The sequence below is a fragment of the Albidovulum sediminis genome, assembly GCF_025380365.1.
GTDB lineage: Bacteria > Pseudomonadota > Alphaproteobacteria > Rhodobacterales > Rhodobacteraceae > Albidovulum > Albidovulum sediminis.
In genome coordinates, this window is the sequence record NZ_JAOCQF010000003.1 from 236,348 (window position 1) to 261,966 (window position 25,619).

The window sequence follows — 25,619 nt, forward strand, 5'->3', positions numbered from 1 at the left end:
ATGACCACCCTCCTCACCAACGCCCGCCTGATCGACCCAGAGGCGCTGACCGAGACCACCGGCAGCCTATTGATCGAGAACGGCCAGATCGCCGCCCTGAACGGCACCACCCCCAATGGCGCGACCGTGATAGACTGTGGGGGCAAATGCCTCGCCCCCGGCATCGTCGATCTCGGCGTCAAGATCGGTGAGCCGGGGGAGCGGCACAAGGAATCGTTCCGCTCTGCCGGTCTTGCGGCGGCGGCGGGCGGCGTGACCACGATCATCGCCCGGCCCGACACGAACCCGTCCATCGACAATCCTGAAACGCTGGAATTCGTCACCCGCCGCGCGGCCGAGGCGTCGCCCGTCCGCATCCGCCACATGGCCGCCCTGACCAAGGGCCGCGAGGGGCGGGAGATGACGGAGATCGGGTTCCTGCTCGACGCGGGGGCGATTGCGTTCACCGACTGCGACCACGTGGTAACGGATACCAAGGTCCTGTCCCGCGCGCTGACCTATGCGAGGTCATTGGGCGCGCTTGTCATGGGCCACCCGCAGGAACCGGGCCTGTCGAAGGGTGCCGCCACCACCTCGGGCAAGTTCGCCTCGCTTCGCGGCCTGCCGGGCGTGTCGCCCATGGCGGAACGGATCGGCTTTGACCGCGACATGGGTCTGGTCGAGATGACCGGGGTCCGCTACCACTTCGACCAGATCACCACCGCCCGCGCGCTGCCGCCGCTTGAACGCGCCAAGGGGAACGGCTTCGACGTGACGGCGGGCACCTCGATCCATCACCTCACGCTCAATGAATTCGACGTCGGGAACTATCGCACCTTCTTCAAGGTCAAGCCGCCGCTGCGCAGCGAGGATGACCGCCTGGCGACGGTGCAGGCCGTGGCCTCGGGCCTGATCGACATCATCAGTTCCATGCACACGCCGCAGGACGAGGAATCGAAGCGCCTGCCCTATGAGGACGCGGCATCCGGCGCGGTCGCGCTGGAAACCTTCCTGCCGGCGGCGATGCGGCTTCATCACGCCGGGCACCTCAGCCTGCCGCAGCTTTTCCGCGCCATGGCCCTCAACCCCGCAAGGCGGCTTGGCCTGCCGCAGGGCCGGCTTGCCGTGGGCGCGCCTGCCGATCTGGTTCTATTCGACCCCGACGCGCCCTTCGTGCTCGACCGGTTCAAGCTCCGCTCCAAGTCCAAGAACACCCCATTCGACGGGCAGCGGATGGAAGGCCGGGTTCTGGCGACCTGGGTTGCAGGCAAACAGGTATTCAGCGCGGAGGCTTAGGATGCCGGAACTGACAAGCGGGCCTTTGGCCCTGATCCTGGCGGCGATGCTGGGCTATCTGCTGGGATCGGTTCCCTTCGGCCTTCTGGTCACGCGGGCGATGGGGCTGGACGACCCGCGCGGGATCGGGTCGGGCAACATCGGCGCGACGAACGTGCTGCGCACCGGCAGCAAGCCCGCGGCGCTGGCCACGCTGCTGCTAGACGGTGGCAAGGGGGCGGTGGCGGTGCTGGTCGCGCGCGCCCTCTCCGGCGCGGATGCCGCGCAGGTCGCAGGCCTTGCCGCGTTTCTCGGCCACCTTTACCCGGTCTGGCTGAAGTTCCGCGGCGGCAAGGGGGTGGCGACCTTCATCGGCACGTTGCTGGCCCTGGCCTGGCCGGTCGGGATCGCAACCTGCGGCACCTGGCTTGTGGCCGCCGTCGTGACCCGCCGCTCGTCGCTGGGCGCACTCGTCTCGGCCGCGCTTGCGGCGGTCTGGGCCGGCTTCCTCGGCTACGGCGCGATGTCGATCCTGATCCTCATCCTCGCCACGCTGGTGTTCTGGCGCCACCGCACCAACATCGCCCGGATCCTGAACGGGACGGAACCGCGGATCGGGCGGAAGTGACCCGGCGCGGGACGACTGAGTCCCGGATGCAACTCAGGGAAGATCGTTGGGCGCGGTTCTTGCCAAGCCGGCTCACCTGACGGAAGCTTCCGCCGTCAGAACGGAGGAAGGCCGATGGACTTCACGACTGCTGTCAAGACCTGCTTCAACAAGTACGCCACCTTCAGCGGCCGCGCCGTGCGGTCGGAATACTGGTGGTTCGTCCTGTTCCTGATCATCGCGAACATCGTTGCCAGCGTCCTGGACATGGCAATCATGGGCAACGGCGGAATGGGGTTCCAGCCGATTTCCACCATCTTCGCGCTGGCCACGCTGCTGCCGAGCCTTGCGGCCGGTGCGCGGCGCCTGCATGACACGGGGCGGACCGGATGGTGGCTGCTGATCGCGTTCATCCCGATTCTCGGGGCGATCATCCTGATCTGGTTCCTCGCGCAGCGGGGCGAAGACGGTACCAACGCCTACGGCCCCGCACCGACCACCGGCGGCGCGGGAACCTCGATCCCCAGGGTCGATCGTCAGTAGCTGTATTCGGCGTAGATGCGGGACAGATCGCCCGCCCAGGCGCCGTGATACTTCTCCAGCAGTTCGTCGGCCGGGGTCTTCCCGGTTTCGACGCTTTCTTGCAGCGCGTTCAGGAAATGGGTTTCGTCCGGAACCATGCCGCCGGCGCCCGGCCGGGCGCGGGCCTTGAGGCCGGACTGCGCGATCGCCACGACCTCCCGCGCGAGATCGAGCATCCTTATCCCGCCCACTTCGGCCTGAAGCCCGTGGACAGACGCCGCCACGCGCAGCGCCTCGCGCGTTTCGTGGCTCCAGCCCTTCGCCAGGTCCCACGCGGCGTCAAGTGCGGGCTGATCGTAGAGCAGCCCCACCCAAAGCGCCGGCAGGGCGCAGAGCCGCCGCCAGGGCCCGCCATCGGCCCCACGCATCTCGATGTATTTCTTCACCCGCGCCTCGGGGAAGACCGTCGTCATGTGGTCGGCCCAGTCCGACAGCGTCGGCTTTTCCCCCGGCAGCGCGGGCAGTTCGCCCTCCAGGAAATCCCGGAAGCTTTGCCCCAGCGCGTTGATGTACTTTCCATCGCGGTAGACAAAATACATCGGCACATCTAGGACATAGTCCACGTACCGCTGATACCCCATGCCGTCTTCGAAGACGAAGGGCAGCATCCCCGTGCGCGCGCCATCCAGATCGCGCCAAATGCGTGAACGCCAGCTCTTGTGCCCGTTCGGCTTGCCGTCGAAGAAGGGAGAGTTGGCGAAAAGCGCTGTGGCCACGGGCTGAAGGCTGAGCGCCACGCGCAGCTTCTTCACCATGTCGGCCTCGGACGCGAAATCGAGGTTCACCTGCACCGTGCAGGTCCGGTACATCATCTGGGTGCCGTGCGTGCCGACGCGCCCCATGTAATCGGTCATCAGACGGTAGCGCCCCTTGGGCATCATCGGCATCTGCTCATGCGACCATTCGGGCGCCGCGCCTAGGCCGATGAACCGCGCGCCGATCCTGTCGGCAACCTCCTTCACCTCGCGCAGGTGTTCGTTCACCTCGTCGCAGGTCTGGTGAATCGTCTCGAGCGGCGCGCCGGACAGTTCAAGCTGCCCGCCGGGTTCCAGCGACACGTTGGCGCCGTCCTTGGTCAGCCCGATGATGTTGCCCTGCTCCAGCACCGGCGCCCAGCCGAAACGGTCGCGCAGCCCCTCGAGCATCGCCTTGATGGAGCGCGGCCCGTCATAGGGCAGCGGCTTCAACGTGTCCTGGCAATAGCCGAACTTCTCGTGCTCGGTGCCGATCCGCCAGTCGTCCTTGGGTTTCTCGCCCGAGGCCATGTATTCGGCCAATTGTTCGAACCGCTCGATCGGGCCGCCGCCGGACTGAGGAATGGACATGGTTGGGGCTCCGATCGTGGGCGTATGCAAGGCGCATAGAGGTCGCGCGTCCGGACGGTCAAGTCAAGGCCGCGCGGGCGGGCCTTTGCCACAGAACCTCTGTGCCTGCATGCGCATCCAGTGCGCGTGAAAGCGCGCCCATGTCGATGCCGGGCAGTGCGGCGAAGGCGTCGTGCAGCAGGTCCGCCCCCGCGGCGGCGATGGGCACCAGCAGGATCTGCCCATCCGCCTGCCTGAGCCGCCAGTGCTTGCGGCCGTTGACGACGATCATGCGGATTTCGGCCAGTTCGCGCAGGGCGACGTATCCGCCGAAACTGGGGCCGAAGTACCCGATCTGGCCTTCGTCGATCTCGATGACGCCGGGCGCGTCCACCGCGCGATCGAACCGGCGACGACGGACCGCGATGACCGCCAGCGCAAGGCCCAGGCCCGCAAGCATCACGCCAAGCGGCATCAGCAGGTAGCCGCCCAGCGTCACCAGCCACAGCCCGAGGCCCGCCACGGCCAGCGCCGACCAGACTTCGCGCCAGCGGACCAGCCGCGCCCGCACCTCGGGCCTGATGAAGCTCATTCCGTCACTCCGGCATAAGGGGCCCGGCGCCGTTCCGGTGTCATTTCGGTGAAGTCGCGGATTAACTGCGGCGTGCCGGCGTTCCGCTCCCACAGCGCACCGCGGTCGGCGTACTGCAGACGTCCCTGCCAGATGTCCGCCCATTCCCACCCGGTTTCGGCGCGCGTTCCGTCGTGCCCGATCAACGTGTAACGGTTGGAGATGATCGCCCGGTTGCGCGCCCCAAGCGCAAAGCTCAGTTCGATCAGCCCCCCATCCGGCAGGTCACGCGCAAGGACCGCGTCATAGGATTCGCCGCGCAACAGGCGCCAGCCGCGTGTCTGCATCAGCGCCACTTGGGTCGACCCCATGTGGAACCCGTCGGTCGAATGCGGGAAGGCATCGGCAGGCGCTGGCCGCAGCTCATCCGGCGGCAGGGTATCGGCCGGTCCGGACCCGTTTCGCCAGACGACTCCGGGTGCGGGAAAGGCGCCGCCGCCGCCCCAGGTGCTGTCCTGCGGGAAGAAGGCTATCGCGGTCAGCCAGGGCACGCGCGACACCGCCGTCCACCAGCGCGTTCCGCCCTTTCCCGCGAAGATGACAAGATGCCGCCCGTCCGGCGACAGGTCAGACCGGTGTTCGAAGATGCGGCCATGAAACCACTGGCCGGTCTGGAAGCTGTTGCTGTCGCGATCCCAGCCGATCGTCGCCACCCACCGGCTTGGCCCGCGCCGCAGGATCAGCGCGCCGGCGCAGTCGCGGGCGGTCAGGACGTGAAGGCGGGGCGGGGTCATCTGCGCATCGCCGCTCATGTCACGCGCCAGTCGCCCAGTGCCGCCTGCCAGAGGGTCAGCGCGGCCACGGCGGCGGTTTCCGCCCTGAGAATACGCGGACCGAGCGACACCGGCTGCACGAACGGCAGCGCACGCAGGCGGTCACGCTCGATGGGCGAAAAGCCCCCCTCCGGGCCGATCAGCACAGCCCAGGGGCCGGGCTCCTCCGACAGAAGAACCCCGAGGGCGGACGCACGGCCGGCCTGATCCTCATCGGCCCAGAGGATGCGCCGGGCGGGGTTCCAGTCCGCCAGGACCTTCGACAGCGGCACCATCTCCTCCACCTCGGGCAGGTGCAGCGCGCCGCACTGTTCCGCGGCCTCGCGCACATGGGACAGGGCTTTGTCGCGCCGCAGACGTTCCGCGTTGGTGCGGTCGGTCGCGATGGGCACGACCCGCGCCACGCCCATCTCCACCGCCTTCTCGACGATGAAGTCGGTCCGCGCCTTCTTCACCGGGGCAAACAGAAGCCAGAGGTCCGATCCCGCGGACTGTTCTGCAGTCTGCGCGATGCACGACAGAAGCCCCTTGCGCTTCCCCGCTTCGGTGACTTCTGCCAGCCATTCCCCGTCGCGTCCGTTGAAGACCAGGATGCGGCTGCCCGGCCCTTCGCGCATCACCCCGAACAGGTAATGCGCCTGCGGTTCGGTCAAGGGAACCGATTGCCCCGCCCCAAGCGGATGGTCTACACAAAGTCTGATCTTCGCTGACGACATGAGGCCGAACTTATGACCCCCTCCGCGCAAAAGCCAGAGCCCGAGGGACAGGTCGCGGACGCCGTTCGGAACAACTGGGTGGACCGCCTCGCGCCCGAGTTCGCCCGTCCCTATCTGCGCCTCAGCCGCGCCGACCGGCCGATCGGCACCTGGCTTTTGCTGCTGCCGTGCTGGTGGGGGCTTGCGCTGGCCGCGGCGGTGGACGGCTGGCGGCCGGGCGACCTGTGGATCGCCGCGGGTTGCGCGCTAGGCGCCTGGCTGATGCGGGGGGCGGGCTGCACCTGGAACGACATCACGGACAGGGAGTTCGATGCCGCCGTGGCGCGTACCCGGTCACGTCCGATCCCTTCGGGGCAAGTCACGGTCAGGGGTGCGCTGATCTGGATGGTGGCGCAGATGGCGCTGGCGGGGCTGATCCTTCTGACCTTCGCGCCGGTCGCTATCCTGCTTGGCGTCTCCTCGCTCGGGATCGTCGCCGTCTATCCCTTCGCCAAACGCTTCACCTGGTGGCCGCAGGCGGTTCTCGGCCTTGCCTTCAACTGGGGCATCGTGGTGGCGTGGTCGGCGCACACAGGCGGCTGGCCGGGTTTGCCCGCCTGGCTTCTCTACGCGGCCGGCATCGCCTGGACGCTGTTCTACGACACGATCTACGCCCATCAGGACAAGGAAGACGACGTCCTGATCGGCGTCAGGTCCACCGCCCGCCTGTTCGGCGTCCGGACCGGCCGTTGGCTTGCCAGGTTCCTGGTCGCCGCGGTCTGCCTGATGGGGCTGGCGGTCCTGCTCGCCCTCGCGCCCGAGGCATCGGCGCTGAAGCTGGTCGTGGCACTGGCCGCCGCATGGGCGCTGGGCTGGCATCTCTACTGGCAGATCACGCGGCTTGACATCGACGACGCCGACACCTGCCTCATGCTGTTCCGCAAGAACCGAGACGCCGGACTTCTGGTTGCGCTGTTTCTTGCCACCGCCGGGTTCCTTTGATTGATCCCGCATCCTGCGGACCTTAAGAGAAGGCGTTCCGTTATCCCAGCGAGGATCCCTGCCGGATGACCCTGCCTGCCAAAGCGATTGGCGCTGCCGCATTTGCCGTTGCGGCCGGCCTGTCGATTCTCGCAGCAGTTTGGGCGGCCTCCGCAATCGAGGGCAAGTCGCTGCGCGGCGTGCGCGCAGCACTCGAGGAAGGTGGCTATACCTGGGCCGAGGTCGCGGTGGATGGCCTTCAGGTCACGCTGACCGGCACCGCCCCCACCGAGTCATTGCGGTTCCGGGCACTGACCGCGGCAGGTGCGGTCGTCGACGCGCGCCGCATCATCGACGCCATGGATGTCGTCGATCCCTCAGCACTTGGCGTGCCGGAGTTCACGCTGGAGATCCTGCGCAACGGCGACGGGATTTCCCTGATCGGTCTGGTGCCCTCCGAGGGCGCGCACGCGGCAATCGTCGAACGGCTGGGCGATCTGGCGGGCGACGGCCAGGTGACCGACATGCTTGAAACCTCCGAACACGCGGAACCCGAAGGCTGGGGCGCGGCCGTCGATTTCGGCTTGCGCGCGATGGAAGCACTGCCCCGTTCAAAGATCTCCGTCACGGCCAGCCGCGTTGCGGTCATGGCGATTTCGGACAGTGCAGCCGAAAAGGCGCGCATCGAATCCGACCTGCGGCGGCGCACACCGCAGGGCGTGACGCTCAGCCTCGACATTTCGGCGCCGCGCCCGGTGATCGCGCCCTTCACCCTTCGTTTCGTGATGGACAAGGCCGGCGCGCGCTTCGACGCTTGTTCCGCCAACAACGAAAAAGCGCGCGACCGGATCGTTGCCGCGGCGACGAAGGCGGGCATGGCCGGAAAGGTGAACTGCACAATCGGCCTTGGTGTCCCGAGTCCCGACTGGGCCGAGGCAGTCGCCATGGGCATCGCCGCGACCGCCCAACTTGGGGATGCAGTGATCACCTATTCGGATGCGGATGTGTCGCTGGTTGCCGCTTCGGGCGTCGCGCCGGACCTTTTTGACAGGGTCGTGGGTGAGCTTGAGTCGAACCTGCCCGAGGTCTTCTCGCTGCACGCCGTCCTGACCCCTGCAGAAGCCAGCGAAACCCGGGATGGGGGCATCCCCGAGTTCGTCGCGATCCTGAGGGAAGACGGAAAGGTGGAGTTGCGCGGGCGCGTGCCCGACCCGCTGGTGCGCGAGGCGGTCGAAAGCTTCGCCCGGTCCCGCTTCGGCTCCACCGCCGTCTATGCGGCGACGCGACTGGACGCCGGGCTTCCTAAGGGCTGGTCGATCCGCGCGCTGGCCGCGGTCGATGCGCTTGCCCATCTTGACAGCGGGCAGGTCACCGTGCGGGCCGACCGCGTCAAGATCAGCGGAACCACCAGTCAGCCGGATGGCCGCGACGAAGTCGCGCGCATCCTCTCCGACAAGCTTGGCGAGGCACAGGGCATCGAGATCGCGATCTCCTACGTGCCGGTAGAGGTGCCCGAGGTTGATCTGCCCTCGCCCGAGGAATGTGTCGAGGGGATCAACGCGGCCCTCACCAGGCAGAAGATCGAGTTCGAGCCGGGGTCCGCGCGGATCGCCCCTTCGGCAAGCGGGACGCTGGACACCATCGCGGACCTTCTGAAGGATTGCGCCGATGCGCCGATCGAGGTTGCGGGCCACACCGACAGCCAGGGCAGCGAGGAGATGAACCTGAACCTGTCCAGGTCGCGGGCGCAGTCGGTCGTCCAGGCGCTGATGGGGCGGCGCGTGCTGACCGGCAACCTGTCGGCTGTGGGTTACGGGGAAACCTTGCCCATTGCCCCCAACGACACCGAGGACGGGCGGGAACAGAACCGGCGGATAGAATTCAGGCTGCTTCGCATCGCCGAGGACGGCACCACCGTGCCGATGGCGCTGATACCCGGACCCGACACGCCGCGGCCGAAGGCGCGCCCCGGCGGGTCGGACTCGGCGGAACCGGCGGCCAGCGAATAACCGGCAGCGAATAACGGGCGGGGAGGCTCGACGCGTGAACAGGACAGACTTCATCATTGCCACCGCGATCGTGCTTTTCCTGGCCTTCCTCGCGGGCTGGTTCGCATCCTGGCTGTTCCATCGCCTGACCCGTGTCACACAGGCGGGCATGGGCGATCTGGAACAGATGGCGCACGAACTGCACGAGGCCGAGGAGTCGCGCGACCGCGCCCTGACCTATCTTGAGGAGCGCGAACTGGAGATGACGCGCAAGCTGGCCCAGTGCGAAGCGGAACTGCGTGCCGCGATGGAGGGCTTGCGCATCTCGCGCGCAGAGGCGGACGAATTGCGCGCCTATATCGAGCGGGCGAACACCGGCGACTGAGGGCGACGCTACCAGCGCCGCAAGGCGGTTTCGTCGTCGTCGCGCGCCGCCACCCATTCCGCGCCATCGGGGCCGAATTCCTTCTTCCAGAAGGGCGCGCGGCTTTTCAAGTAGTCCATCAGGAACTCGGCCGCCTCGAAGGCGGCCTGGCGATGTCGCGATGCCGTCGCGACCATCATGATCGGCTCGCCGGGCAGAAGCGTGCCGAAGCGGTGGATGATCAGCACATCCGACAGCGGCCAGCGTGCGCCCGCATCGTCGGCGATCTTCGCAAGCGCCCGTTCCGTCATGCCGGGGTAGTGCTCAATCTCCATCCGCGACAGGCCGCCGGTTCCGCGCACGAGGCCCAGAAAGGTCACGACCGCGCCCGTCTCGCCGTCACCCTGCGCGAAGCGCGCAGATTCCGCGCCATAGTCGAAAGGGTCGGACTGAACCCGGACGTCCATCCTAGCCCCCGGTCATGGGTGGGAAGAAAGCCACCTCTCTCACGCCCGCGAGCGGGGCGGAGAAATCCGAAAGCTCCTGATCCAGCGCCACGCGCAGCGCGCGGGTGTCGGCAAAGGCCGCGGCATAACGCTCCTCCCGCGCCTTCAGTTCGGCGACAAGATCCGCGACGGTCGCGGCCCTGGTCTCGATCCGCTCCCTCGGGAGGCCGATACGCTCGCGCACCCAGGCGAAATAGAGGACGTCGATCATTTCTTGTCGTCTTTCAGGAACGGCAGCGCCTTCTGGAAATACTCCCATCCGGTCATGAAGGTCAGGACGGCGGCGACCCAGATCACCGCAAGCCCCATGGTCGTGGCCAGCGACGAACAGCCCCGGGTGCCGCAACTGCGGATCGGATCGGCCATTCCCTGGCTGACCAGTTCGGCATAGCGTTCTGGCGTAAGGCCGCGGCGGGCGATCCCTTCCAGATGCTCAAGCCCGGTGCCCAGGAACAGGATCGCGATCGCGATCATCTGCGCCGTGGTCTTCCACTTGGCCAGCTTCGTGACCTTGAGCAGGCCCGCCTTGGCGCCCAGGAACTCCCTCAGCCCGGACACGAACACCTCGCGGAACAGGATCACCGTGGCGGGCAGGATCAGCCAGGGGTTCATGCCGGAATAGCCGGTGATGACCATGATCGCGATCACCACCATCGCCTTGTCGGCGATCGGGTCCAGCATCGCGCCGAACTTCGATTCCTGCTTCCACAGCCGCGCAAGGTAGCCGTCGAAATAGTCGGTGACGGCCGCCAGCACGAACAGGGTCAGCGCGAACCAGTCGGCCCATGGGCGATGGAAATAGAGGAACATCACCGCCACGCCCGGCGCGGCGAAAAGACGAAGAACGGTCAGGATGTTCGGGATCGTCCAGCTCATGCCCGGCAACCTAGCCGGACCGGGCCGCAGTTGGAAGGGGGCAGGACCGGGGCGTTGCGCGAATGTGCGCGCGGCCGTCCCCGGTCAAAACGTGGGCGGCGTGCAGGCCGAGACCATCACGCAGTCGTCCGGCCCCGGATTGTGGAAGCGGTGGGGCGTCCGGCTGTTGAACAGGTAGCCGTCGCCGGCCTCCAGCAACTGCGTCTCGGTCCCGACGGTCACGTTGATGCGGCCGGAAAGGACGATGCCCGCCTCCTCCGCGTCATGGCTGTAAAGCTCCGGGCCGGTGTCGGCGCCCGCAGCATAGGTCTCATACAGCATCTGGATCGCGCTGGCGCCGGGCCGCCCGATCTGGCGGAAGGTGACACCCGCCTCAGCCTCGCCCCGCTTTGCCGAAGGCGTGATTTCCCTGAGTTCGTGCTTGCGGAAGTACCATTTCGGGCCGCCTTCTTCCGGTGTCGAGAAGAACGCGCTGAGCGTGATGTCGAGCCCGACGAGTATCTTCTTCAGCGTGGCGATCGACGGGCTGGTGCGATTCTGCTCGATCAGCGAGATCATGCCGCTGGTGACGCCGGTTACCGCAGCCAGCTGGCGCTGCGACATGCGGCGGCGTTCCCGCTCTTCCTTCAGCCTTGCCCCGGTGTCGAACTCCATCGCGTTCCCCTGTCCCGACGCCTTGCCGATCACCTCCTCATAATGATAAATTTATTAGGCATCAATTCGCAATATTGATCATTTGCTTCCACGCCTGTATGCATGCGCGCAAATTTCGCCAAGGAGGCTGCCATGCTGAACGCCGAGATCGAAGCCCGCCGCAAGTCCGCCATGTCGCGCGGCGTCGGCGTGATGACCCAGATTTTCGTGGACAAGGCCGAGAACGCCGAGATCTGGGACAAGGAGGGCAACCGCTACATCGACTTCGCTGCGGGGATCGCTGTCGTCAACACCGGCCACCGTCACCCCCGGGTGATCGAGGCGGTGAAGGATCAGCTTGACCACTTCACCCACACCTGCCACCAGGTCGTGCCCTATGAAAACTACGTGCGGCTGGCGGAGCGACTGAACAGCATCGTCCCGATCTCCGGCGAGAAGAAGTCGATCTTCGTCACGACCGGTGCCGAGGCTGTGGAAAACGCCGTCAAGATCGCGCGCGCCGCGACCGGACGTCAGGCCGTGGTCGCCTTTTCCGGCGCCTTCCACGGGCGCACCTTTATGGGCATGGCACTGACCGGCAAGGTCGTACCCTACAAGGTCGGCTTCGGCGCGATGCCGAACGACGTCTTCCACGTCCCCTTCCCGGTGCCGCTGCACGGGGTTTCGGTGCAGCAGTCGCTCGACACGCTCAACTACCTCTTCAAGGCCGATGTCGACCCCAAGCGCGTCGCGGCGATCATCCTTGAACCAGTGCAGGGCGAAGGCGGCTTCTACGAGGCGCCGCGCGAGTTCTTAAAGGCGCTGCGGGCGATCTGCGACGAACACGGCATCCTTCTGATCGCCGACGAGGTGCAGACCGGCTTCGCGCGCACCGGCAAGATGTTCGCCATGGAACACCACGACGTCGAACCTGACCTGATGACCATGGCCAAGGCCCTGGCCGGCGGCTTCCCGCTGGCCGCCGTGACCGGCCGCGCCGCGATCATGGACGCGCCCGCGCCGGGTGGACTGGGTGGCACCTATGGCGGCAGCCCGATGGGGATCGCCGCCGCGCACGCCGTTCTGGATGTGATCGAGGAGGAGAAGCTTTGCGATCGCGCCAATCAGCTTGGCTCGCGTCTCAAGCAGCATCTTGAATCGCTGCGCGGCGACATTCCCGAGATTGCGGACATCCGCGGCCCCGGCTTCATGAACGCGGTCGAGTTCAACGACGTTGCGACCGGCAAGCCCTCGGCCGAATTCGCCAACAAGGTGCGGACCGAGGCGCTTGCGCGCGGGCTGCTGCTCCTGACCTGCGGCGTCCATGGCAACGTGATCCGCTTCCTGTCGCCTCTGACGATCCAGGACGGCGTGTTCACCGAGGCGCTTGGCAAGCTCGAAGACGCGATGCGCGCCGCTCGGGCGGCGTGAACCGGCGCAACTGGCCACGGACGGCCGCCCCCCGGGGCGGCCGTTTGCATTTCCGCGCGGACTGTCAGAGGTCGAAGGTCGCGAAGACCGGCGCGTGGTCGGACGGCTGATCCCAGCCGCGTGCCGCGCGCAGGATGCGGCTGCCATGCGCCGCGCCCGCTATGTCCGGCGTCGCCCAGACATGGTCCAGCCTGCGGCCCTTGTCGGCCGCGTCCCAGTCGGGCGAGCGGTAGGACCACCAGCTGTAGAGGAGCCCTTGCGGGATATCCTGACGGGTCACGTCCACCCAGTTGCCGGCGGCGATGGCATCATTGAGCAGCGCGGTTTCCACCGGGGTATGGCTGACGATCTTCAGAAGGCTCTTGTGGTTCCAGACGTCATCCTCGCGCGGGGCGATATTCAGGTCGCCCACAAGGATCGACTTCCGCGGCTTTTCCCGGTGCGCCCAGTCGCGCATGGCGGCGACATAGTCGAGTTTCTGGCCAAACTTCTCGTTCGCCGTGCGATCCGGGATGTCGCCGCCCGCGGGGACGTAGAAATTGTGGATGGTGACGCCGTTCTCAAGCTCTGCCGAGACATGACGCGCATGCCCAAGATCGGCCAGGTCGAAGGCGCCGACCTCCCTCAGGGGGAGTTTCGACAGGATCGCCACGCCGTTGTAGCCCTTCTGCCCCCGCGCGACCATGTGGGTGTAGCCCAGCGCGCGGAAAGCCTCGGTCGGGATCAGTTCCACCGGGCTCTTGCATTCCTGCAGGCAGAGGATGTCCGGCGCCTCGTCCGAAAGGAGTTTCGCCACCAGTGCCTCGCGCAGACGCACCGAATTGATGTTCCAGGTCGCAAGCGTGAAGGGCATCGGCATCTCCTGTTGTCCGGGCCCGGACCTTAGACTCCGGGGGCGGCGGCGGCAATGCGCCGGAAGCCGCCCTGAGGGCTTGAGTGCGCGCGCCCTCCGTGCAAGATCGGCGTCGCCTATACGGAGAAACCTCATGCGCCTGGCCGCCCTGCTTATCTCGCTCGTCCTTGCCCTGCCGGCTGCGGCGCGCCCCCTGTCGCAGTCGGAGGCCGATACGCTGTCGGTCGCGGTCGACGCCTATCTGGGCGCCATCGGCGCGGGCAGCGCGGAAAAGATCGTGGCGGCCATGCCACCTCGGATCCTGAACGTCTTTGCAGGTGCGACCGGCGTCGAAGCGTCCCAGCTGACCGAAGTCCTGACCGGCCAGACCGCCGCGATGATGAAGGGAACACGCTTCACCGACCTGGCGGCGGGCAAGTCCCGCCTTGAAGCCGAAGAGGGTACGCTACCGGACGGAAGCCAGGTGACATGGGTCCTGATCCCGACGCGCTTCACCTCCACGACCGGGGGCGTTGCCACGATCAACGAGCAGCCCCTTCTTGCCGTCAATGAAGGCGGTTCGTGGTACTTCGTGCGCGTCGATGGACCCGAGCGCCAGCAGCTTGCCGCAGCCGCCTACCCGTTTCTGGCTGATATCCGGATGCCGGAAGCCACGGTCCGGCCCGCTGAGTGACGCCCCACATCGGGCGCCCGAGCAGGCAAAAAAAGACCCGGGCCAGGCCCGGGTCAGTCCAACAGGGAGGATGCCGCCTCATGACCCCGATGCGGCGAGGGGATTCGCTGGCTCACGCGACGAGCCGATAGCCTCCAGATTCCGTAACAAGAAGGCGCGCGTTTGACGGATCTGGTTCGATTTTCTGGCGGAGCCGATAAATGTGGGTCTCCAGCGTGTGGGTGGTCACGCCTGCATTGTAACCCCAGACCTCATGCAGGAGAACGTCACGCGGCACGACGCCGTCAGTCGCTCGATAGAGAAACTTGAGGATGTTCGTCTCTTTCTCGGTCAGCCGGATCTTGCGATCGCGTTCGTCGATCAGCATCTTCATCGCCGGCTTGAACGTATAGGGCCCAAGCTGGAACACCGCGTCCTCGGACTGCTCGTGCGTGCGAAGCTGGGCGCGGATGCGTGCCAGCAGCACCGGGAACTTGAACGGCTTGGTGACATAGTCGTTCGCGCCAGCATCGAGGCCGAGGATGGTGTCGGAATCGCTGTCGTGGCCCGTCAACATGAGGATCGGGCACTTGACGCCCTGCTTCCGCATCCGCTTGCAAAGCTCGCGCCCGTCGGTATCAGGCAGGCCCACATCCAGCACCGCGAGGTCGTAGATGCCGGCCTTGACCTTCTCGATCGCCTCCGAACCGCTGCCGGCCTCGAAGACATCGAAATCTTCGGTCATCACAAGCTGTTCGGCCAGCGCCTCGCGCAGGTCGTCGTCATCATCCACGAGCAGGATCTTCTTCAGGGTCGCCATAAGTTGCACTCCGCCTTGCCCCTCCCAGATGCGGCGTAGCGTGGCGTTCGGCAAGCCCTGCAACAGCTTTTCACACGGAGTTGTCGCCTCGTGCAGAAATGTTTCAATTTCCCTCATCCGCGATTATCTAGGGGTCGCAACTCCGGACGACCCATGCCACTTGGTCCCTCACCCCTCGAACGCCTGAACCGCGCCCGCGCAGATCTGCGCATGGGCGTTCCGGTCGTGCTGGCCGCAGCGGGCCGCTTTGCCATCGTCGTCGCGGCCGAAGAACTGGGCGCGGATCGCCTGGCGGCGCTGCGCGCGCTTGGCCCGGTCACGCTGGCCATCACCGTGCGGCGGGCCGAAACGCTGAAGGCTCGCGCCTATGACGGCGATCTGGCGAGGATCGTCGTGCCAGAGGATGTGGACCTGGCCTGGTTGCGCGGCGTCGCCGACCCGGCCGACGATCTTCGCGCGCCGATGAAGGGCCCGCTGAACAGCCAGCGCGATGGCGATGCGGGCCTGCACCGCTTCGCCATCCAGCTTGCCAAGTCGGCGCATCTTCTGCCGGCCGCCCTTGTGGTTCCGGTTCAGGACGGGGCGGGCATCGCGCGGCAGGAAGGCTTGACCTTCCTCGATCTTGATCTGGTGGCCCCCGAATTTGCCCGCGCCGCCCGGTTGCATCCGGTCATCGCGGCACGGGTCCCCATGCGCGCGGCCGAGGCCGGACGCCTGCATGTCTTCCGCCCCGAGGACGGAGGGGAAGAACATTACGCGGTCGAGATCGGCCGACCGCCGCGCGACAAGCCCGTGCTGGCGCGACTTCATTCGGCCTGTTTCACCGGCGACCTGCTGGGCAGTCTGAAATGCGATTGCGGACCGCAGCTTCATGCCGCACTCGAACAGATGGGGGCGGAAGGCACGGGCGTTCTGCTGTATCTCAACCAGGAAGGGCGCGGCATCGGCCTTGCCAACAAGATGCGCGCCTATTCGCTCCAGGATCAGGGGTTCGACACGGTTGAGGCGAATCATCGGCTGGGGTTCGAGGATGACGAACGCGACTTCCGGCTTGGTGCGGGCCTGTTGAAGGCCATGGGGTTCGGCGCCGTCCGGCTTCTGACGAACAACCCCGCGAAGATCCGGATGATGGAGGCGATGGGCATCACGGTGACCGAGCGTGTGCCGCTGCAGGTGGGGCGCACGCGTCACAACGACGCCTATCTGGCCACCAAGGCGAAAAAGTCGGGGCACCTCCTGTGATCGCCTCGTCTGCCGACATGGTCCTGACCCCGACCGGCCTGCGCTTTCGCGGGCGCCTGATCCCGGTGTCCTGGGGGCGTAGCGGGATTCGTGGCGACAAGCGCGAGGGCGACGGGGCGACGCCGGCGGGCGTTCACCGCACGCTCGGCCTTCTTTATCGGCCCGACCGCATCGCGGCAGATGCACTGCCGCCCTGGGCCGTTCCGATCCGGCTGGAGGATCGCTGGTGCGATGCGCCCGGCCATCCCGAGTACAACCACCTGGTCCGCGAACCCTTCGGCGACAGTCAGGAGCGTCTGCGCCGTGGCGACCCGCTTTACGACCTGATCCTGCCGCTGGACTGGAACTGGCCCGACGCGATACCCGGCAAGGGATCGGCGATCTTCATCCACCAGTGGCGCCGGCCCGGCTTTCCCACCGCCGGGTGCCTTGCCTTCGCGCGCCCGGACCTGATGTTCATCGCCCGCCATGCCGCGCCCGGCACGCGCGTGGTCATCCAGCCTCAGCCGTAGTTGCGCGCCCCGAAGATGGCCGACCCCACGCGGATGTGGGTGGCACCGGCGGCAATGGCGGCCTCGAAGTCCCCGCTCATGCCCATGGAAAGCCCGGCCAGGCCATTGCGCGCGGCCAGCGCCGCCAGCATCGCGAAATGCGGACGACTGTCCTGATCCTCGGGCGGAATGCACATGAGGCCGGCAAGTGGCAACCCCAGCGCGCGGCAGTCGCGGATGAAACCATCGGCATCGGCCGGCAGCACGCCCGCCTTCTGCGGCTCCTCCCCGGTGTTGACCTGCACGAAGAGTTGCGGGCAACTTCCCCGCGCCTCGGCCAGGCGCGCCAGCTTTTCGGCCAGCGAAGGGCGATCGAGCGTGTGGATCGCGTCGAAAAGCTCGACCGCGACCTTGGCCTTGTTGGTCTGCAGGGGCCCGATCATGTGCACCTCGACCGGGCCGAATCGCGCGCGCAGCGGCGGCCACTTGGCCTGCGCCTCCTGCACGTAGTTTTCGCCAAAGACCCGGTGACCTTCGCCCAGCACCGCCTCAACCCGGTCGAGCGGCTGGACCTTGGACACGGCGATCAACGTCACCGACCCCTCGGCGCGCCCCGCCGCGCGTTCCGCCGAAGCGATGCGGGCCCGGATCTCAGTCAGTGACATGCCCGCCCTCGCGCAGCGCATCGAGCATGGGCTTCAGATCCTTTTCAAACCTTTGCCAGCCCTTGACCGATTTCTTGCTGATCGGCTGGCGGACCTGGTAGATGCTGAGCGTCTTCACCTTGTTCTTGTTCTCGTGGAAGTTCAGGCAGGCGTCCTCCCACTCCAGCCCGCAGGCGGAGATGAGCTTGCGCGCCTCCTCCTCCGGGTTGGCGACCAGCTTTTCGTACTGCACCTCGTAGAACCAGTCGGGGATTTCGGACCGCCAGAAATCGATCATGTCGACGAAGGTGCCGTAGTAAAGCGCCAGTTCCCGCTGATCGTAGGCATAGGGGTGCGCGTTTTCGGGGAACTTGTTCTTGTACATCGACAGCAGGTTGTCGCGCGGGTCGCGCCGGACGACGATGAAGCGCGCATTGGGCATCGCCAGCTTGATCAGCCCCATGTGCATGTAGGTCTGGATCGACTTGTCGGTGATGTGGGCCACATCCCCGAACCGTTCGGCGTAGAACGCGCCAAGGTCGTGGCCCAGCCGGGTGATCTCCTCCTCGGGGACCTCGCCCAGCGGGCGCGCCTCTGCCCCGCCGGCCATGAACCGGTGGGCGGCCAGAACCGCGTCGCCGATCTCCCCCCCGCTCGTCACGGTGGAGTGGCTGGCGATGATCTGCTCGACCAGCGTGGTTCCAGAACGCGGCATGCCGGTCACGTAGATCGGCGCGCAGGCCGTCCGGCCGGGCCGGACCAGGCTTGCCCAGTCGGTGCCGCGATAGGCCTTCTTGGTCAGTTCGACGGCCCTGTAGCGGTGGTCCATGCTGTGGGGTTGCATCCGCCGCATGGCGGCGTTCGCGGCGTTGAGGTACTTGAACACCTCCTCGTCCTCACGCACGTCTTCCAGCGCCTTGGCCAGCGCGAAGCCGAGGTTCATCCGGTCGGTCTCGCTCAGCCGCGGGTCGGCGTAGCGTTCCTTCATCGTCGCGATGATGGGGTCGCCCGGCTCCGTCTTGTGCGAGGTGATGAAGACGCGGTAGGTCTCGCCGTTGTTCGGGTCGGCGGCCATGCTGCGGCGGAACAATTCGTCGACGACGTCGAACTGCCCCAGCGTCTGCATCAGCGACGCCTTGCTTGACAGCGCCGAGGCAAGGTTGGGGTTCAGCGCCAGCGCCCGGTCAAGATGGACAAGCGCCTCGTCGTCCTTGCCTTCCTTGACGCGGATCTGGCCCAGCATCGATTCCGCCTCGGCCGATTCGCCCTTCGACAGGACAAGCGCGCGGCGATAGGCGGCTTCGGCCCCGGCGTTGTCCTTCAGCTTGAGCCGGGCATCGCCGATGGCCATGTGCAGCGGATAGGTGTCGACGCCCTGCGCCCGCGCACGCTCCAGCAGCACGAAGGCCGCGTCGTGCTGATCGGAACGGCTGAGCGCGGTCGCCAGGTTCACCAGCGCCGAGGGCAGGCCCGGCGCCAGGATCACCGCCTGCCGGAACAGTGGGGTCGCCTCTTCCTCGCGCTTGAGGTCGATCAGGAACCGGCCGAGGTTGTCGTAAGCCTCGGCATAGTTGGGATCGATGCGCAGGATCTGGCGATAGGTCGCCTCGGCCAGCATGGACTTGCCCTGCATCGCCTGCGCGGTCGCGGCGATGTTCATGACGATGGCGGACTGCGGATGCTGGACCAGCACCGCCATGGCCGCGCTTTCCGCCTGCTGTGCGCGGCCCGCGTTCATCAGCCCAAGAAGCCGTCGAATCTCCTGCGGCGGCACACCGCCGGTCAGCGGCCTTGTGGCGCTGCGGCGGGCGCCGAAACGGTCCTGCAGGGTCAACTTCAGTTCGATCGGCAGGGTCGCGGATTTCAGCGCGGCGAGAAAGGTCTTTTCCGCCGCCGGGTCGCCGCCCAGCGCCAGCGCCTCGGCCCAGACCTTCCAGATCGCGGGTTCCGACGGCTTGATCGCCGCGGCCGCCTGCGCGTGCTTCAGCGCGCCGGGAAACCTGTTGGTCTGGTTCAGGACGATGGCGACCTGATAGTGCACCTCGGCGACCCTGGGGTTGAGGTCCAGGATCGATTGATAGGCCTTGAGCGCGGCCGGATAGCGGCCTGCCTTCTGGTGGGCCAGCGCCTGCGCGTAAAGATCGTTGATCTGCGTTGCCGACGCGACGGCCATGCCCGCTCTCCCTTGTCCAAGGTGGTGGGCGGAACCTAGTGGCTTGGGCCGGGAATGTCGAGAATCAGTGCCGGAAAAGAGAAAGAGCGGGCCGAAGCCCGCTCTCCCTGTCACGTAGGTCGCGTTCGATCAGAACGACAGGCCGAGACCGGCCGACCAGGTGTTCTCGCCGCCGCCGTTCCAGCTTCCGCAGGCAACGTCGCAGTCGGAGTGGCCGTAGCCGAACATGGCCACCGCGCCGCCGCCGAGGTCGTAGTTGGCGACGATACCGTAACCGGCGATGTCGCCGATCGAGGTGTCAAACACGCCGTAGTTGGCGCCAACGGTCAGAGCACCGGTGGTGTAGGCAACGCCCAGGCCCCACCAGGAGTCCGAAGCCGCCGAGGTGGCGACCACGGTCGACGAGTGGAACACGGTGTTGTCGAGGTCGGCATAGCCGAGGCTGACGGACACGCCGTTCGACATCGCGGCGCTGGCGCTGAGGCCCCAGACCGAGTTGACGCCGTTGTCCTGGAAGCCGAGGCCCGCGGACACGTCCATGCCGCCCATCGAGCCGGCCCACTTACCACCGACGGCGATGCTGGTGTCGCCGGTGCCCGGACCATTGAGGCCGTCATCCTGCTCGGCCGAGATCGCAACCGCGAAGTCGCCGAAGGAGTATTCGTAGCGCATGATCTGGTTGTCATAGAGACCATCAAGGCCGGTGAACCAGTAGGCGCCCGCATGGGTGGAGTGGTCATCGGCGAGCGCGGAGCCCGCATAGATTTCCGACAGGGCCCAGTCGAAGGCGCCGTCGGTTTCACCCAGCGTCACCTTGCCGAACGAACCCGAAACCCAGACGGCTTCGTCGTCGTACGCCGGACCATCTTCGTCCTTGCCGTTGATCGCATCGGCGCCGTTCTGGTCGTCGAGCTGAATTTTCGCACCGAATTCCAGACCGTTGTCGGTCGTGCCGGACATGTTGAAGTTGATCACGATGTCGTTGTGGAACTGGGTGTCGATGTCGCTGCCGCCGAAGATACCGATTTCGGCATAGCCCGAGAGCGAGACTTCCGCAGCCGCAGCGCCGGCGAAGCCGACGAGAGCGGTGGAAGCGAGAAGAACCTTTTTCATTTCGTTTTCCCTCGTTGTGTCAAAGGTAGGCCCAACTCAGGGGAATCCGAATTGGGTATGCCCCTATTTCCCCTCATGCCGGCGGCATTGCAACGGAAACGGCCCGCGTCCGGGGAAGATCGGTGGCGATGGTGCAGACTTGCCACAGTCACCTCGGACCGCCCCCCGGCGCGGTCGCCAAGGCCCTGCCGGAAAAGCCTTGTTCGCGCGCGGCCCGTCAGTTAGACAGCGGAAAAGGCAGACGAGGGCGGCGGAATGACGATCCGGGGCATGGTGCGCAATGCGATGGTGGGCGGCTGCCTTCTTTCCCTGGCCGCCTGCGGCGGTATCGGCAGCGGCGACAGCGGCTGGTTCCGGCGTGGCCCCACGACCGACCAGGAAACGCTTGACGCGCGCGCGGCCGCCGATCAGCAGCGCGCCGACCTGGCTGCGCTTGAACCCGAAAGCAACCGCGGCAACATCTGGGATCTGTTCGGCCAGCAGGACGACCCCAACGTCACCGTTCGGGTGAACAAGTACCTGTGGCAGGCCTCGCTCGAGGTGCTGAACTTCCTGCCGGTCGAATCCGTCGATCCCTTCTCGGGCGTGATCGTGACCGGCTACGGCACCCCGCCGGGCGGCGGGCGCGCCTATCGCGCGACGATCTACGTGCAGGACCCCGCGCTTGACGCCCGCTCGCTCAAGCTTGCGCTGGTCGCGCGCGGCGGCGGCCCGGTGTCGGCCGAGGTGTCGCGCGCGGTCGAGGATGCCATCCTGACCCGTGCCCGGCAGTTGCGCATCCGCGATCTGGATCTCTGACCGGGCCGACCCCGCGCGAGTCTCTGGACCTTCGCCGCCCGCCGGGTATAACCACGCCCGGCAGTCGCATGAGGAAGTCCAATGTCGCGCTACGATCCCGCAATCACCGAAGCCCGCTGGCAGAAGGCCTGGGACGAGGCCGGCGTCTTCACCGCGCGGCGCGACGAGAACCGTCCGAAGTACTACGTGCTCGAGATGTTCCCCTACCCCTCGGGGCGCATCCACATGGGCCATGTGCGCAACTACACGATGGGCGACGTCGTGGCGCGCTACAAATCCTCCTGCGGGTACTCGGTGCTGCATCCGATGGGCTGGGACGCTTTCGGCATGCCGGCCGAAAACGCCGCGATGGAAAAGGGCGGCCACCCCAAGGAATGGACCTACGGCAACATCGCGGTGATGCGCGACCAGATGAAGCCCTTGGGCCTGTCGATCGACTGGAGCCGCGAGTTCGCCACCTGCGACCCGGAGTATTACGGCCAGCAGCAGGCGATGTTCCTCGACTTCATGGAAAAGGGCCTGGTCTACCGCAAGGCCGCGGTGGTGAACTGGGACCCGGTCGACATGACGGTGCTTGCGAACGAGCAGGTGATCGACGGCCGGGGCTGGCGGTCGGGCGCCGAGGTGGAGCGGCGGGAACTGACGCAATGGTTCTTCCGCATCTCCGACTTCGCGGGGGAACTGCTCGAGGCGCTCGACGGCCTGAAGGACTGGCCAGAGAAGGTGCGTCTGATGCAGGCCAACTGGATCGGCAAGTCGCGCGGGCTTCAGTTCGCCTTCGAAACGGCAGGCGCGCCCGCGGGGTTCGACCGGCTGGAGGTCTACACGACGCGGCCCGACACGCTGATGGGCGCGTCCTTCGCCGCGATCAGCCCGGACCACCCGCTGGCCAAGGCGCTTGAGGCAAGCGATGCGGGCGTGGCGGACTTCGTGGCCGAATGCCGCCGTGTCGGCACCTCGGAAGAGGCGCTGGAAAAGGCCGAGAAGAAGGGGATGGACACCGGCATCCGCGTACGACATCCCCTTGATCCGGCTTGGGAATTGCCGGTCTACATCGCCAACTTCATCCTCATGGACTACGGCACCGGCGCGATCTTCGGCTGCCCCGCGCACGACCAGCGCGACTTCGACTTCGCGACGAAGTACGACCTCGCCATCCCGCCCGTCTTCGTGGCCGAGGGGGCCGAGGAGGCGCCGCTCGGCGAAGCCTTCGTGCCGATGAAATCCGAACGTGTCCGCTATGTCCGCGGCTTCGCGGGCGCGACGGTGCAGACGGGCGAGGAGGCGGTCAACGCCGCCATCGCCCACGCCGAGGCGAAGGGTTATGGCCGCGGCGTCACCAACTACCGCCTGCGCGACTGGGGCATCAGCCGGCAGCGCTACTGGGGTTGCCCCATCCCCGTGGTGCATTGCGCGGACTGCGGCGTGGTGCCGGAGCGGAAGGAAAACCTGCCCATCCGCCTGCCCGACGACGTGACCTTCGACGTGCCGGGCAACCCGCTCGACCGGCATCCTACCTGGCATGACTGCGCCTGCCCCGCCTGCGGCAGGCCCGCCCGGCGCGAGACCGACACGATGGACACTTTCGTCGATTCGTCGTGGTACTACGCCCGCTTCACCAGCCCCCGCGCGAAAACGCCTACGGATGCGGCCGATGTCGACTACTGGATGAACGTCGACCAGTACATCGGCGGGATCGAGCATGCGATCCTGCACCTGCTCTATTCCCGCTTCTTCGCCCGCGCGATGCACATCTGCGGCCACCTGCCCGCCAAGGCGATCGAGCCCTTCAACGCTCTCTTTACCCAAGGCATGGTCACGCACGAAACCTATGCGACGCGCGGGGCCGATGGCCGCCCGATCTGGCAACTGCCCGAGGACGTGATCCGCGACGAGGGCGGCGCGCGGCTGAAGGACGGCACGCCGGTCGAGATCGGGCCGTCGATCAAGATGTCGAAGTCGAAGAAGAACGTCGTCGATCCGATGGACATCATCACCCGCTACGGCGCCGACACCGCGCGCTGGTTCGTGATGTCCGACAGCCCGCCCGAGCGGGACGTCGAATGGACGGCCTCCGGCGCCGACGCCGCGCAGAAGCATCTGGCGCGCGTCTGGCGGCTGGCGCACGAGGTTACCACCCGCGGCGCGGGCGACCCGTCGCATGACCAGGCACTTCTGAAGGCGCTGCACCGGACCATCGCCGAGGTGACGGCCGGGATCGAGGGGTTCGCCTTCAACAAGGCGGTGGCGAAGCTGTACGAGTTCACCAACACCTTCTCGAAATCCGACGCCTCGGCCGGCGCGAAGCGCACCGCGATGCTGACGATGGCGCAGCTGATGTCGCCGATGGTGCCGCACCTGGCCGAGGATGTCTGGGCGATGCTGGGCGGCGAGGGCCTGGTGGCGCAGGCCGCCTGGCCCAAGGCGGACCCGGCGATGCTGGTCGAGGATTCGGTGACGCTGCCCATCCAGATCAACGGCAAGCGGCGCGCCGAAATCGTGGTGCCGAAGGACATGCCGCCGGCAGAGGTTGAAAAGATCGCCCTGTCCGACGAAGCTGTGATCCGATTCCTTGCCGGCCAGCCGGTGAAGAAGCTGATCGTCGTGCCGGGACGCATCGTCAATGTCGTCGTCTGACCGCCGCCACTTCCTGTTCCTCGCGGCCGCGCTGCCGCTTGCCGCCTGCGGCTTCCGTCCGGCCTATGGTCCGGGCGGACCGGCGCGGGGCTTGCTCGATCAGGTCACGATCGACGCCCCGGTGGACAGGAACGGCTTCGATCTGGTGGAACGGCTGGAGGAGCGCCTTGGTCGCACCAAGGCCCCTGCCTACACGCTCGGCTACCGGATCGAGACGACCGAAGTCGGGCTGGGCATCACCCCCGACGACACCACGACGCGCTACAACGTCAACGGCTCGGTCGCCTTCGAGCTGCGGGAAGTGGCCACGGGGCGCGATCTGTCGTCGGGCAAGGTCGCGACCTTCACCGCCTATTCCGCCACCGGGACCGTGGTCGCGACCGAATCGGCGCGCGCGGACGCCTACCGGCGGCTGATGCGCCTGCTGGCCGATCAGATCGTCACCCGGCTTCTGGCAACCTCGGCCGAGTGGGGCGGCGCGTGAAGCTGGCCGGGGCGGCGGCGGCGCGCTATTTCGCGCGGCCGGAGCCGGAACGGACGGGGCTTCTGATATTCGGTGCGGATGCGATGCGGGTGGCGCTGCGCCGGCAGGAAGTCGTGGCCGCGCTGATCGGCCCGGAGGGAGAGGCGGAAATGCGCCTGACCCGCATCGCCGCGGCCGACCTGCGCAAGGACCCCGCGCTTCTCGCCGATGCAGTCAAGGCGCAAGGCTTCTTTCCCGGCCCGCGGGTGACGCTGGTCGAGGACGCGGGCGATGGCCTGGCGCCCCTGATCGGCGGTGCGCTGGCCGATTGGCGTGCGGGCGATGCGGTTGTCGTTGTCACCGCGGGCGCGCTGGCCGCGAAATCCGGGCTGCGCGCCCTGTTCGAAAAGCACGCCAATGCCTATGCCATCGGCATCTACGACGACCCGCCGGGACGGGAGGAGATCGAGGCGGCACTGGCCCGCGCCGGTCTGAAGGACGTCGGCCGCGATGCCATGGGCGAGTTGTTGGCGCTGGCGCGCGATCTGGACCCCGGAGACTTTCGCCAGACCATCGAGAAGATCGCGCTTTACAAGCACGGCGACGCATCGCCCCTGACCCCGGCAGAGATCGAGCTTTGCGCGCCCGCGACCACGGAAGCCGCGATCGACGACCTTCTGAATGCCGCGGCAGAGGCGCGGGCGGACCGGATCGGTGTGCTGGTCCAGCGGCTGTCGGGGCAGGGCGTGACCCCGGTATCCCTATGCATCTCGGCCACGCGCCACTTTCGCATCCTGCACATGGCGGCGGCCGATCCCGGGGGGGTCGCCGCCGGCATCGCCCGCGCACGCCCGCCGGTCTTCTTCAAGCATCGAGAGCCGATGCAGCGGCAGGCGCAGGCCTGGGGAATGCGCAAGCTGGAACAGGCGCTGGCGATCCTGACCGACACCGACCTGACGCTTCGTTCCGCGTCGCGTGCGCCGGCGATGGCGGTGATGGAACGGGCACTTCTGCGTCTGGCCATGCTGGGGCGGCGGCAGTAGCCTGCGGGCCGGCGAACGCCCTTGCACGTTCCCGCCATGCGTGTCTCCATGGGCCAAAAATGGGG

The 25,619-nt window shown here is 67.0% G+C and carries 27 protein-coding genes; 14 read left to right on the top strand and 13 right to left on the bottom strand.

Features of this window, described 5'->3' with window-relative positions; genetic code table 11:
• The 3 genes from pyrC (at nucleotide 1) to N5I32_RS16060 (ending at nucleotide 2,404) form a co-directional block, all read left to right on the top strand.
• The gene (gene pyrC / locus N5I32_RS16050; protein ID WP_261496927.1) at nucleotides 1-1,275 is read left to right on the top strand and encodes a dihydroorotase; all 1,275 of its coding nucleotides are present in this window, start codon (nucleotides 1-3) and stop codon (nucleotides 1,273-1,275) included.
• A gap of 1 nt (nucleotide 1,276) precedes the next feature.
• Nucleotides 1,277-1,882, top strand: coding sequence for a glycerol-3-phosphate 1-O-acyltransferase PlsY (gene plsY / locus N5I32_RS16055; protein WP_261496928.1), 606 nt, complete (start codon nucleotides 1,277-1,279; stop codon nucleotides 1,880-1,882).
• Nucleotides 1,883-1,996: 114 nt separating this feature from the next.
• Nucleotides 1,997-2,404: a DUF805 domain-containing protein gene (locus N5I32_RS16060; RefSeq protein WP_261496929.1), complete on the top strand. Its 408-nt coding sequence runs from the start codon at nucleotides 1,997-1,999 to the stop codon at nucleotides 2,402-2,404.
• Here the strand turns inward: N5I32_RS16060 and N5I32_RS16065 are convergent.
• From N5I32_RS16065 to N5I32_RS16080, 4 genes are read right to left on the bottom strand one after another with little or no spacing between them, the layout of a single operon-like run.
• The gene (locus tag N5I32_RS16065; protein ID WP_261496930.1) at nucleotides 2,398-3,768 is read right to left on the bottom strand and encodes a glutamate--cysteine ligase; all 1,371 of its coding nucleotides are present in this window, start codon (nucleotides 3,766-3,768) and stop codon (nucleotides 2,398-2,400) included. The genes N5I32_RS16060 and N5I32_RS16065 overlap by 7 nt on opposite strands.
• A 58-nt stretch (nucleotides 3,769-3,826) precedes the next feature.
• Nucleotides 3,827-4,339 (bottom strand): hypothetical protein, encoded by a 513-nt coding sequence (locus N5I32_RS16070; RefSeq protein ID WP_261496931.1) that lies wholly within the window; start codon nucleotides 4,337-4,339, stop codon nucleotides 3,827-3,829.
• Complete coding sequence (locus N5I32_RS16075; RefSeq protein ID WP_261496932.1) at nucleotides 4,336-5,112, bottom strand: hypothetical protein; 777 nt, start codon at nucleotides 5,110-5,112, stop codon at nucleotides 4,336-4,338. The genes N5I32_RS16070 and N5I32_RS16075 overlap by 4 nt, the downstream gene beginning before the upstream one ends.
• Nucleotides 5,113-5,126: 14 nt before the next feature.
• Complete coding sequence (locus tag N5I32_RS16080) at nucleotides 5,127-5,867, bottom strand: 16S rRNA (uracil(1498)-N(3))-methyltransferase (RefSeq protein WP_261496933.1); 741 nt, start codon at nucleotides 5,865-5,867, stop codon at nucleotides 5,127-5,129.
• Nucleotides 5,868-5,879: 12 nt separating this feature from the next.
• On the opposite strand from N5I32_RS16080, the gene ubiA reads away from it, so the two are divergent.
• The 3 genes from ubiA (at nucleotide 5,880) to N5I32_RS16095 (ending at nucleotide 9,200) form a co-directional block, all read left to right on the top strand.
• On the top strand, nucleotides 5,880-6,848 hold the full coding sequence (ubiA, locus tag N5I32_RS16085; protein WP_261496934.1) for a 4-hydroxybenzoate octaprenyltransferase: 969 nt from the start codon (nucleotides 5,880-5,882) through the stop codon (nucleotides 6,846-6,848).
• Nucleotides 6,849-6,913: 65 nt separating this feature from the next.
• Nucleotides 6,914-8,836, top strand: a complete 1,923-nt coding sequence (locus N5I32_RS16090; protein WP_261496935.1) for an OmpA family protein — start codon at nucleotides 6,914-6,916, stop codon at nucleotides 8,834-8,836.
• 34 nt (nucleotides 8,837-8,870) lie between these two features.
• The gene (locus N5I32_RS16095) at nucleotides 8,871-9,200 is read left to right on the top strand and encodes a hypothetical protein (protein ID WP_261496936.1); all 330 of its coding nucleotides are present in this window, start codon (nucleotides 8,871-8,873) and stop codon (nucleotides 9,198-9,200) included.
• Nucleotides 9,201-9,208: 8 nt separating this feature from the next.
• Here N5I32_RS16095 and N5I32_RS16100 read toward each other — a convergent pair whose 3' ends face one another.
• The 4 genes from N5I32_RS16100 to N5I32_RS16115 all read right to left on the bottom strand — a co-directional run bounded on the left by N5I32_RS16100 (nucleotide 9,209) and on the right by N5I32_RS16115 (nucleotide 11,215).
• Entirely contained in the window at nucleotides 9,209-9,646 is a 438-nt protein-coding gene (locus N5I32_RS16100) for a molybdenum cofactor biosynthesis protein MoaE (protein WP_261496937.1), read from the bottom strand.
• Nucleotide 9,647: 1 nt separating this feature from the next.
• Nucleotides 9,648-9,896 (bottom strand): molybdopterin converting factor subunit 1, encoded by a 249-nt coding sequence (gene moaD, locus N5I32_RS16105; RefSeq protein ID WP_261496938.1) that lies wholly within the window; start codon nucleotides 9,894-9,896, stop codon nucleotides 9,648-9,650.
• Nucleotides 9,893-10,561, bottom strand: coding sequence for a CDP-diacylglycerol--glycerol-3-phosphate 3-phosphatidyltransferase (gene pgsA / locus N5I32_RS16110; RefSeq protein WP_261496939.1), 669 nt, complete (start codon nucleotides 10,559-10,561; stop codon nucleotides 9,893-9,895). The genes moaD and pgsA overlap by 4 nt, the downstream gene beginning before the upstream one ends.
• 84 nt (nucleotides 10,562-10,645) lie before the next feature.
• On the bottom strand, nucleotides 10,646-11,215 hold the full coding sequence (locus tag N5I32_RS16115; protein WP_261496940.1) for a cupin domain-containing protein: 570 nt from the start codon (nucleotides 11,213-11,215) through the stop codon (nucleotides 10,646-10,648).
• A 132-nt stretch (nucleotides 11,216-11,347) separates the two neighbouring features.
• On the opposite strand from N5I32_RS16115, the gene N5I32_RS16120 reads away from it, so the two are divergent.
• Complete coding sequence (locus N5I32_RS16120; RefSeq protein WP_261496941.1) at nucleotides 11,348-12,625, top strand: 4-aminobutyrate--2-oxoglutarate transaminase; 1,278 nt, start codon at nucleotides 11,348-11,350, stop codon at nucleotides 12,623-12,625.
• Nucleotides 12,626-12,689: 64 nt separating this feature from the next.
• On the opposite strand, the gene N5I32_RS16125 is transcribed toward N5I32_RS16120, so the two are convergent.
• Entirely contained in the window at nucleotides 12,690-13,478 is a 789-nt protein-coding gene (locus N5I32_RS16125; RefSeq protein ID WP_261496942.1) for an exodeoxyribonuclease III, read from the bottom strand.
• 133 nt (nucleotides 13,479-13,611) lie between these two features.
• Between N5I32_RS16125 and N5I32_RS16130 the strand changes: the two genes are divergently transcribed.
• On the top strand, nucleotides 13,612-14,151 hold the full coding sequence (locus N5I32_RS16130; protein ID WP_261496943.1) for a hypothetical protein: 540 nt from the start codon (nucleotides 13,612-13,614) through the stop codon (nucleotides 14,149-14,151).
• Between the two features lie 112 nt (nucleotides 14,152-14,263).
• On the opposite strand, the gene N5I32_RS16135 is transcribed toward N5I32_RS16130, so the two are convergent.
• Entirely contained in the window at nucleotides 14,264-14,950 is a 687-nt protein-coding gene (locus tag N5I32_RS16135; RefSeq protein WP_261497313.1) for a response regulator transcription factor, read from the bottom strand.
• Between the two features lie 153 nt (nucleotides 14,951-15,103).
• Between N5I32_RS16135 and ribA the strand changes: the two genes are divergently transcribed.
• Together ribA and N5I32_RS16145 are read left to right on the top strand one after the other, a co-directional pair.
• The gene (gene ribA, locus N5I32_RS16140) at nucleotides 15,104-16,192 is read left to right on the top strand and encodes a GTP cyclohydrolase II (protein ID WP_261496944.1); all 1,089 of its coding nucleotides are present in this window, start codon (nucleotides 15,104-15,106) and stop codon (nucleotides 16,190-16,192) included.
• A gap of 17 nt (nucleotides 16,193-16,209) precedes the next feature.
• Entirely contained in the window at nucleotides 16,210-16,704 is a 495-nt protein-coding gene (locus N5I32_RS16145; protein ID WP_261497314.1) for a L,D-transpeptidase family protein, read from the top strand.
• On the opposite strand, the gene N5I32_RS16150 is transcribed toward N5I32_RS16145, so the two are convergent.
• The 3 genes from N5I32_RS16150 to N5I32_RS16160 all read right to left on the bottom strand — a co-directional run bounded on the left by N5I32_RS16150 (nucleotide 16,695) and on the right by N5I32_RS16160 (nucleotide 20,613).
• Entirely contained in the window at nucleotides 16,695-17,348 is a 654-nt protein-coding gene (locus tag N5I32_RS16150) for a YggS family pyridoxal phosphate-dependent enzyme (protein ID WP_261496945.1), read from the bottom strand. The two genes, N5I32_RS16145 and N5I32_RS16150, sit on opposite strands and share 10 nt — an antisense overlap.
• Nucleotides 17,335-19,500, bottom strand: a complete 2,166-nt coding sequence (locus N5I32_RS16155; RefSeq protein ID WP_261496946.1) for a tetratricopeptide repeat-containing sulfotransferase family protein — start codon at nucleotides 19,498-19,500, stop codon at nucleotides 17,335-17,337. Before N5I32_RS16155 ends, N5I32_RS16150 begins: the two co-directional genes overlap by 14 nt.
• Before the next feature lie 129 nt (nucleotides 19,501-19,629).
• A complete protein-coding gene (locus N5I32_RS16160; RefSeq protein ID WP_261496947.1) occupies nucleotides 19,630-20,613 on the bottom strand; it encodes a porin in 984 nt (327 codons plus the stop codon).
• Between the two features lie 255 nt (nucleotides 20,614-20,868).
• Here N5I32_RS16160 and N5I32_RS16165 point away from each other — a divergent pair, with 255 nt between their 5' ends.
• The 4 genes from N5I32_RS16165 (at nucleotide 20,869) to holA (ending at nucleotide 25,554) form a co-directional block, all read left to right on the top strand.
• Nucleotides 20,869-21,411, top strand: a complete 543-nt coding sequence (locus N5I32_RS16165) for a DUF3576 domain-containing protein (RefSeq protein ID WP_261496948.1) — start codon at nucleotides 20,869-20,871, stop codon at nucleotides 21,409-21,411.
• Between the two features lie 81 nt (nucleotides 21,412-21,492).
• Nucleotides 21,493-24,048: a leucine--tRNA ligase gene (gene leuS / locus N5I32_RS16170; RefSeq protein WP_261496949.1), complete on the top strand. Its 2,556-nt coding sequence runs from the start codon at nucleotides 21,493-21,495 to the stop codon at nucleotides 24,046-24,048.
• Complete coding sequence (gene lptE, locus N5I32_RS16175; protein WP_261496950.1) at nucleotides 24,035-24,532, top strand: LPS assembly lipoprotein LptE; 498 nt, start codon at nucleotides 24,035-24,037, stop codon at nucleotides 24,530-24,532. The genes leuS and lptE overlap by 14 nt, the downstream gene beginning before the upstream one ends.
• A complete protein-coding gene (gene holA / locus N5I32_RS16180) occupies nucleotides 24,529-25,554 on the top strand; it encodes a DNA polymerase III subunit delta (RefSeq protein WP_261496951.1) in 1,026 nt (341 codons plus the stop codon). The genes lptE and holA overlap by 4 nt, the downstream gene beginning before the upstream one ends.
• Nucleotides 25,555-25,619: the final 65 nt, after the last annotated feature.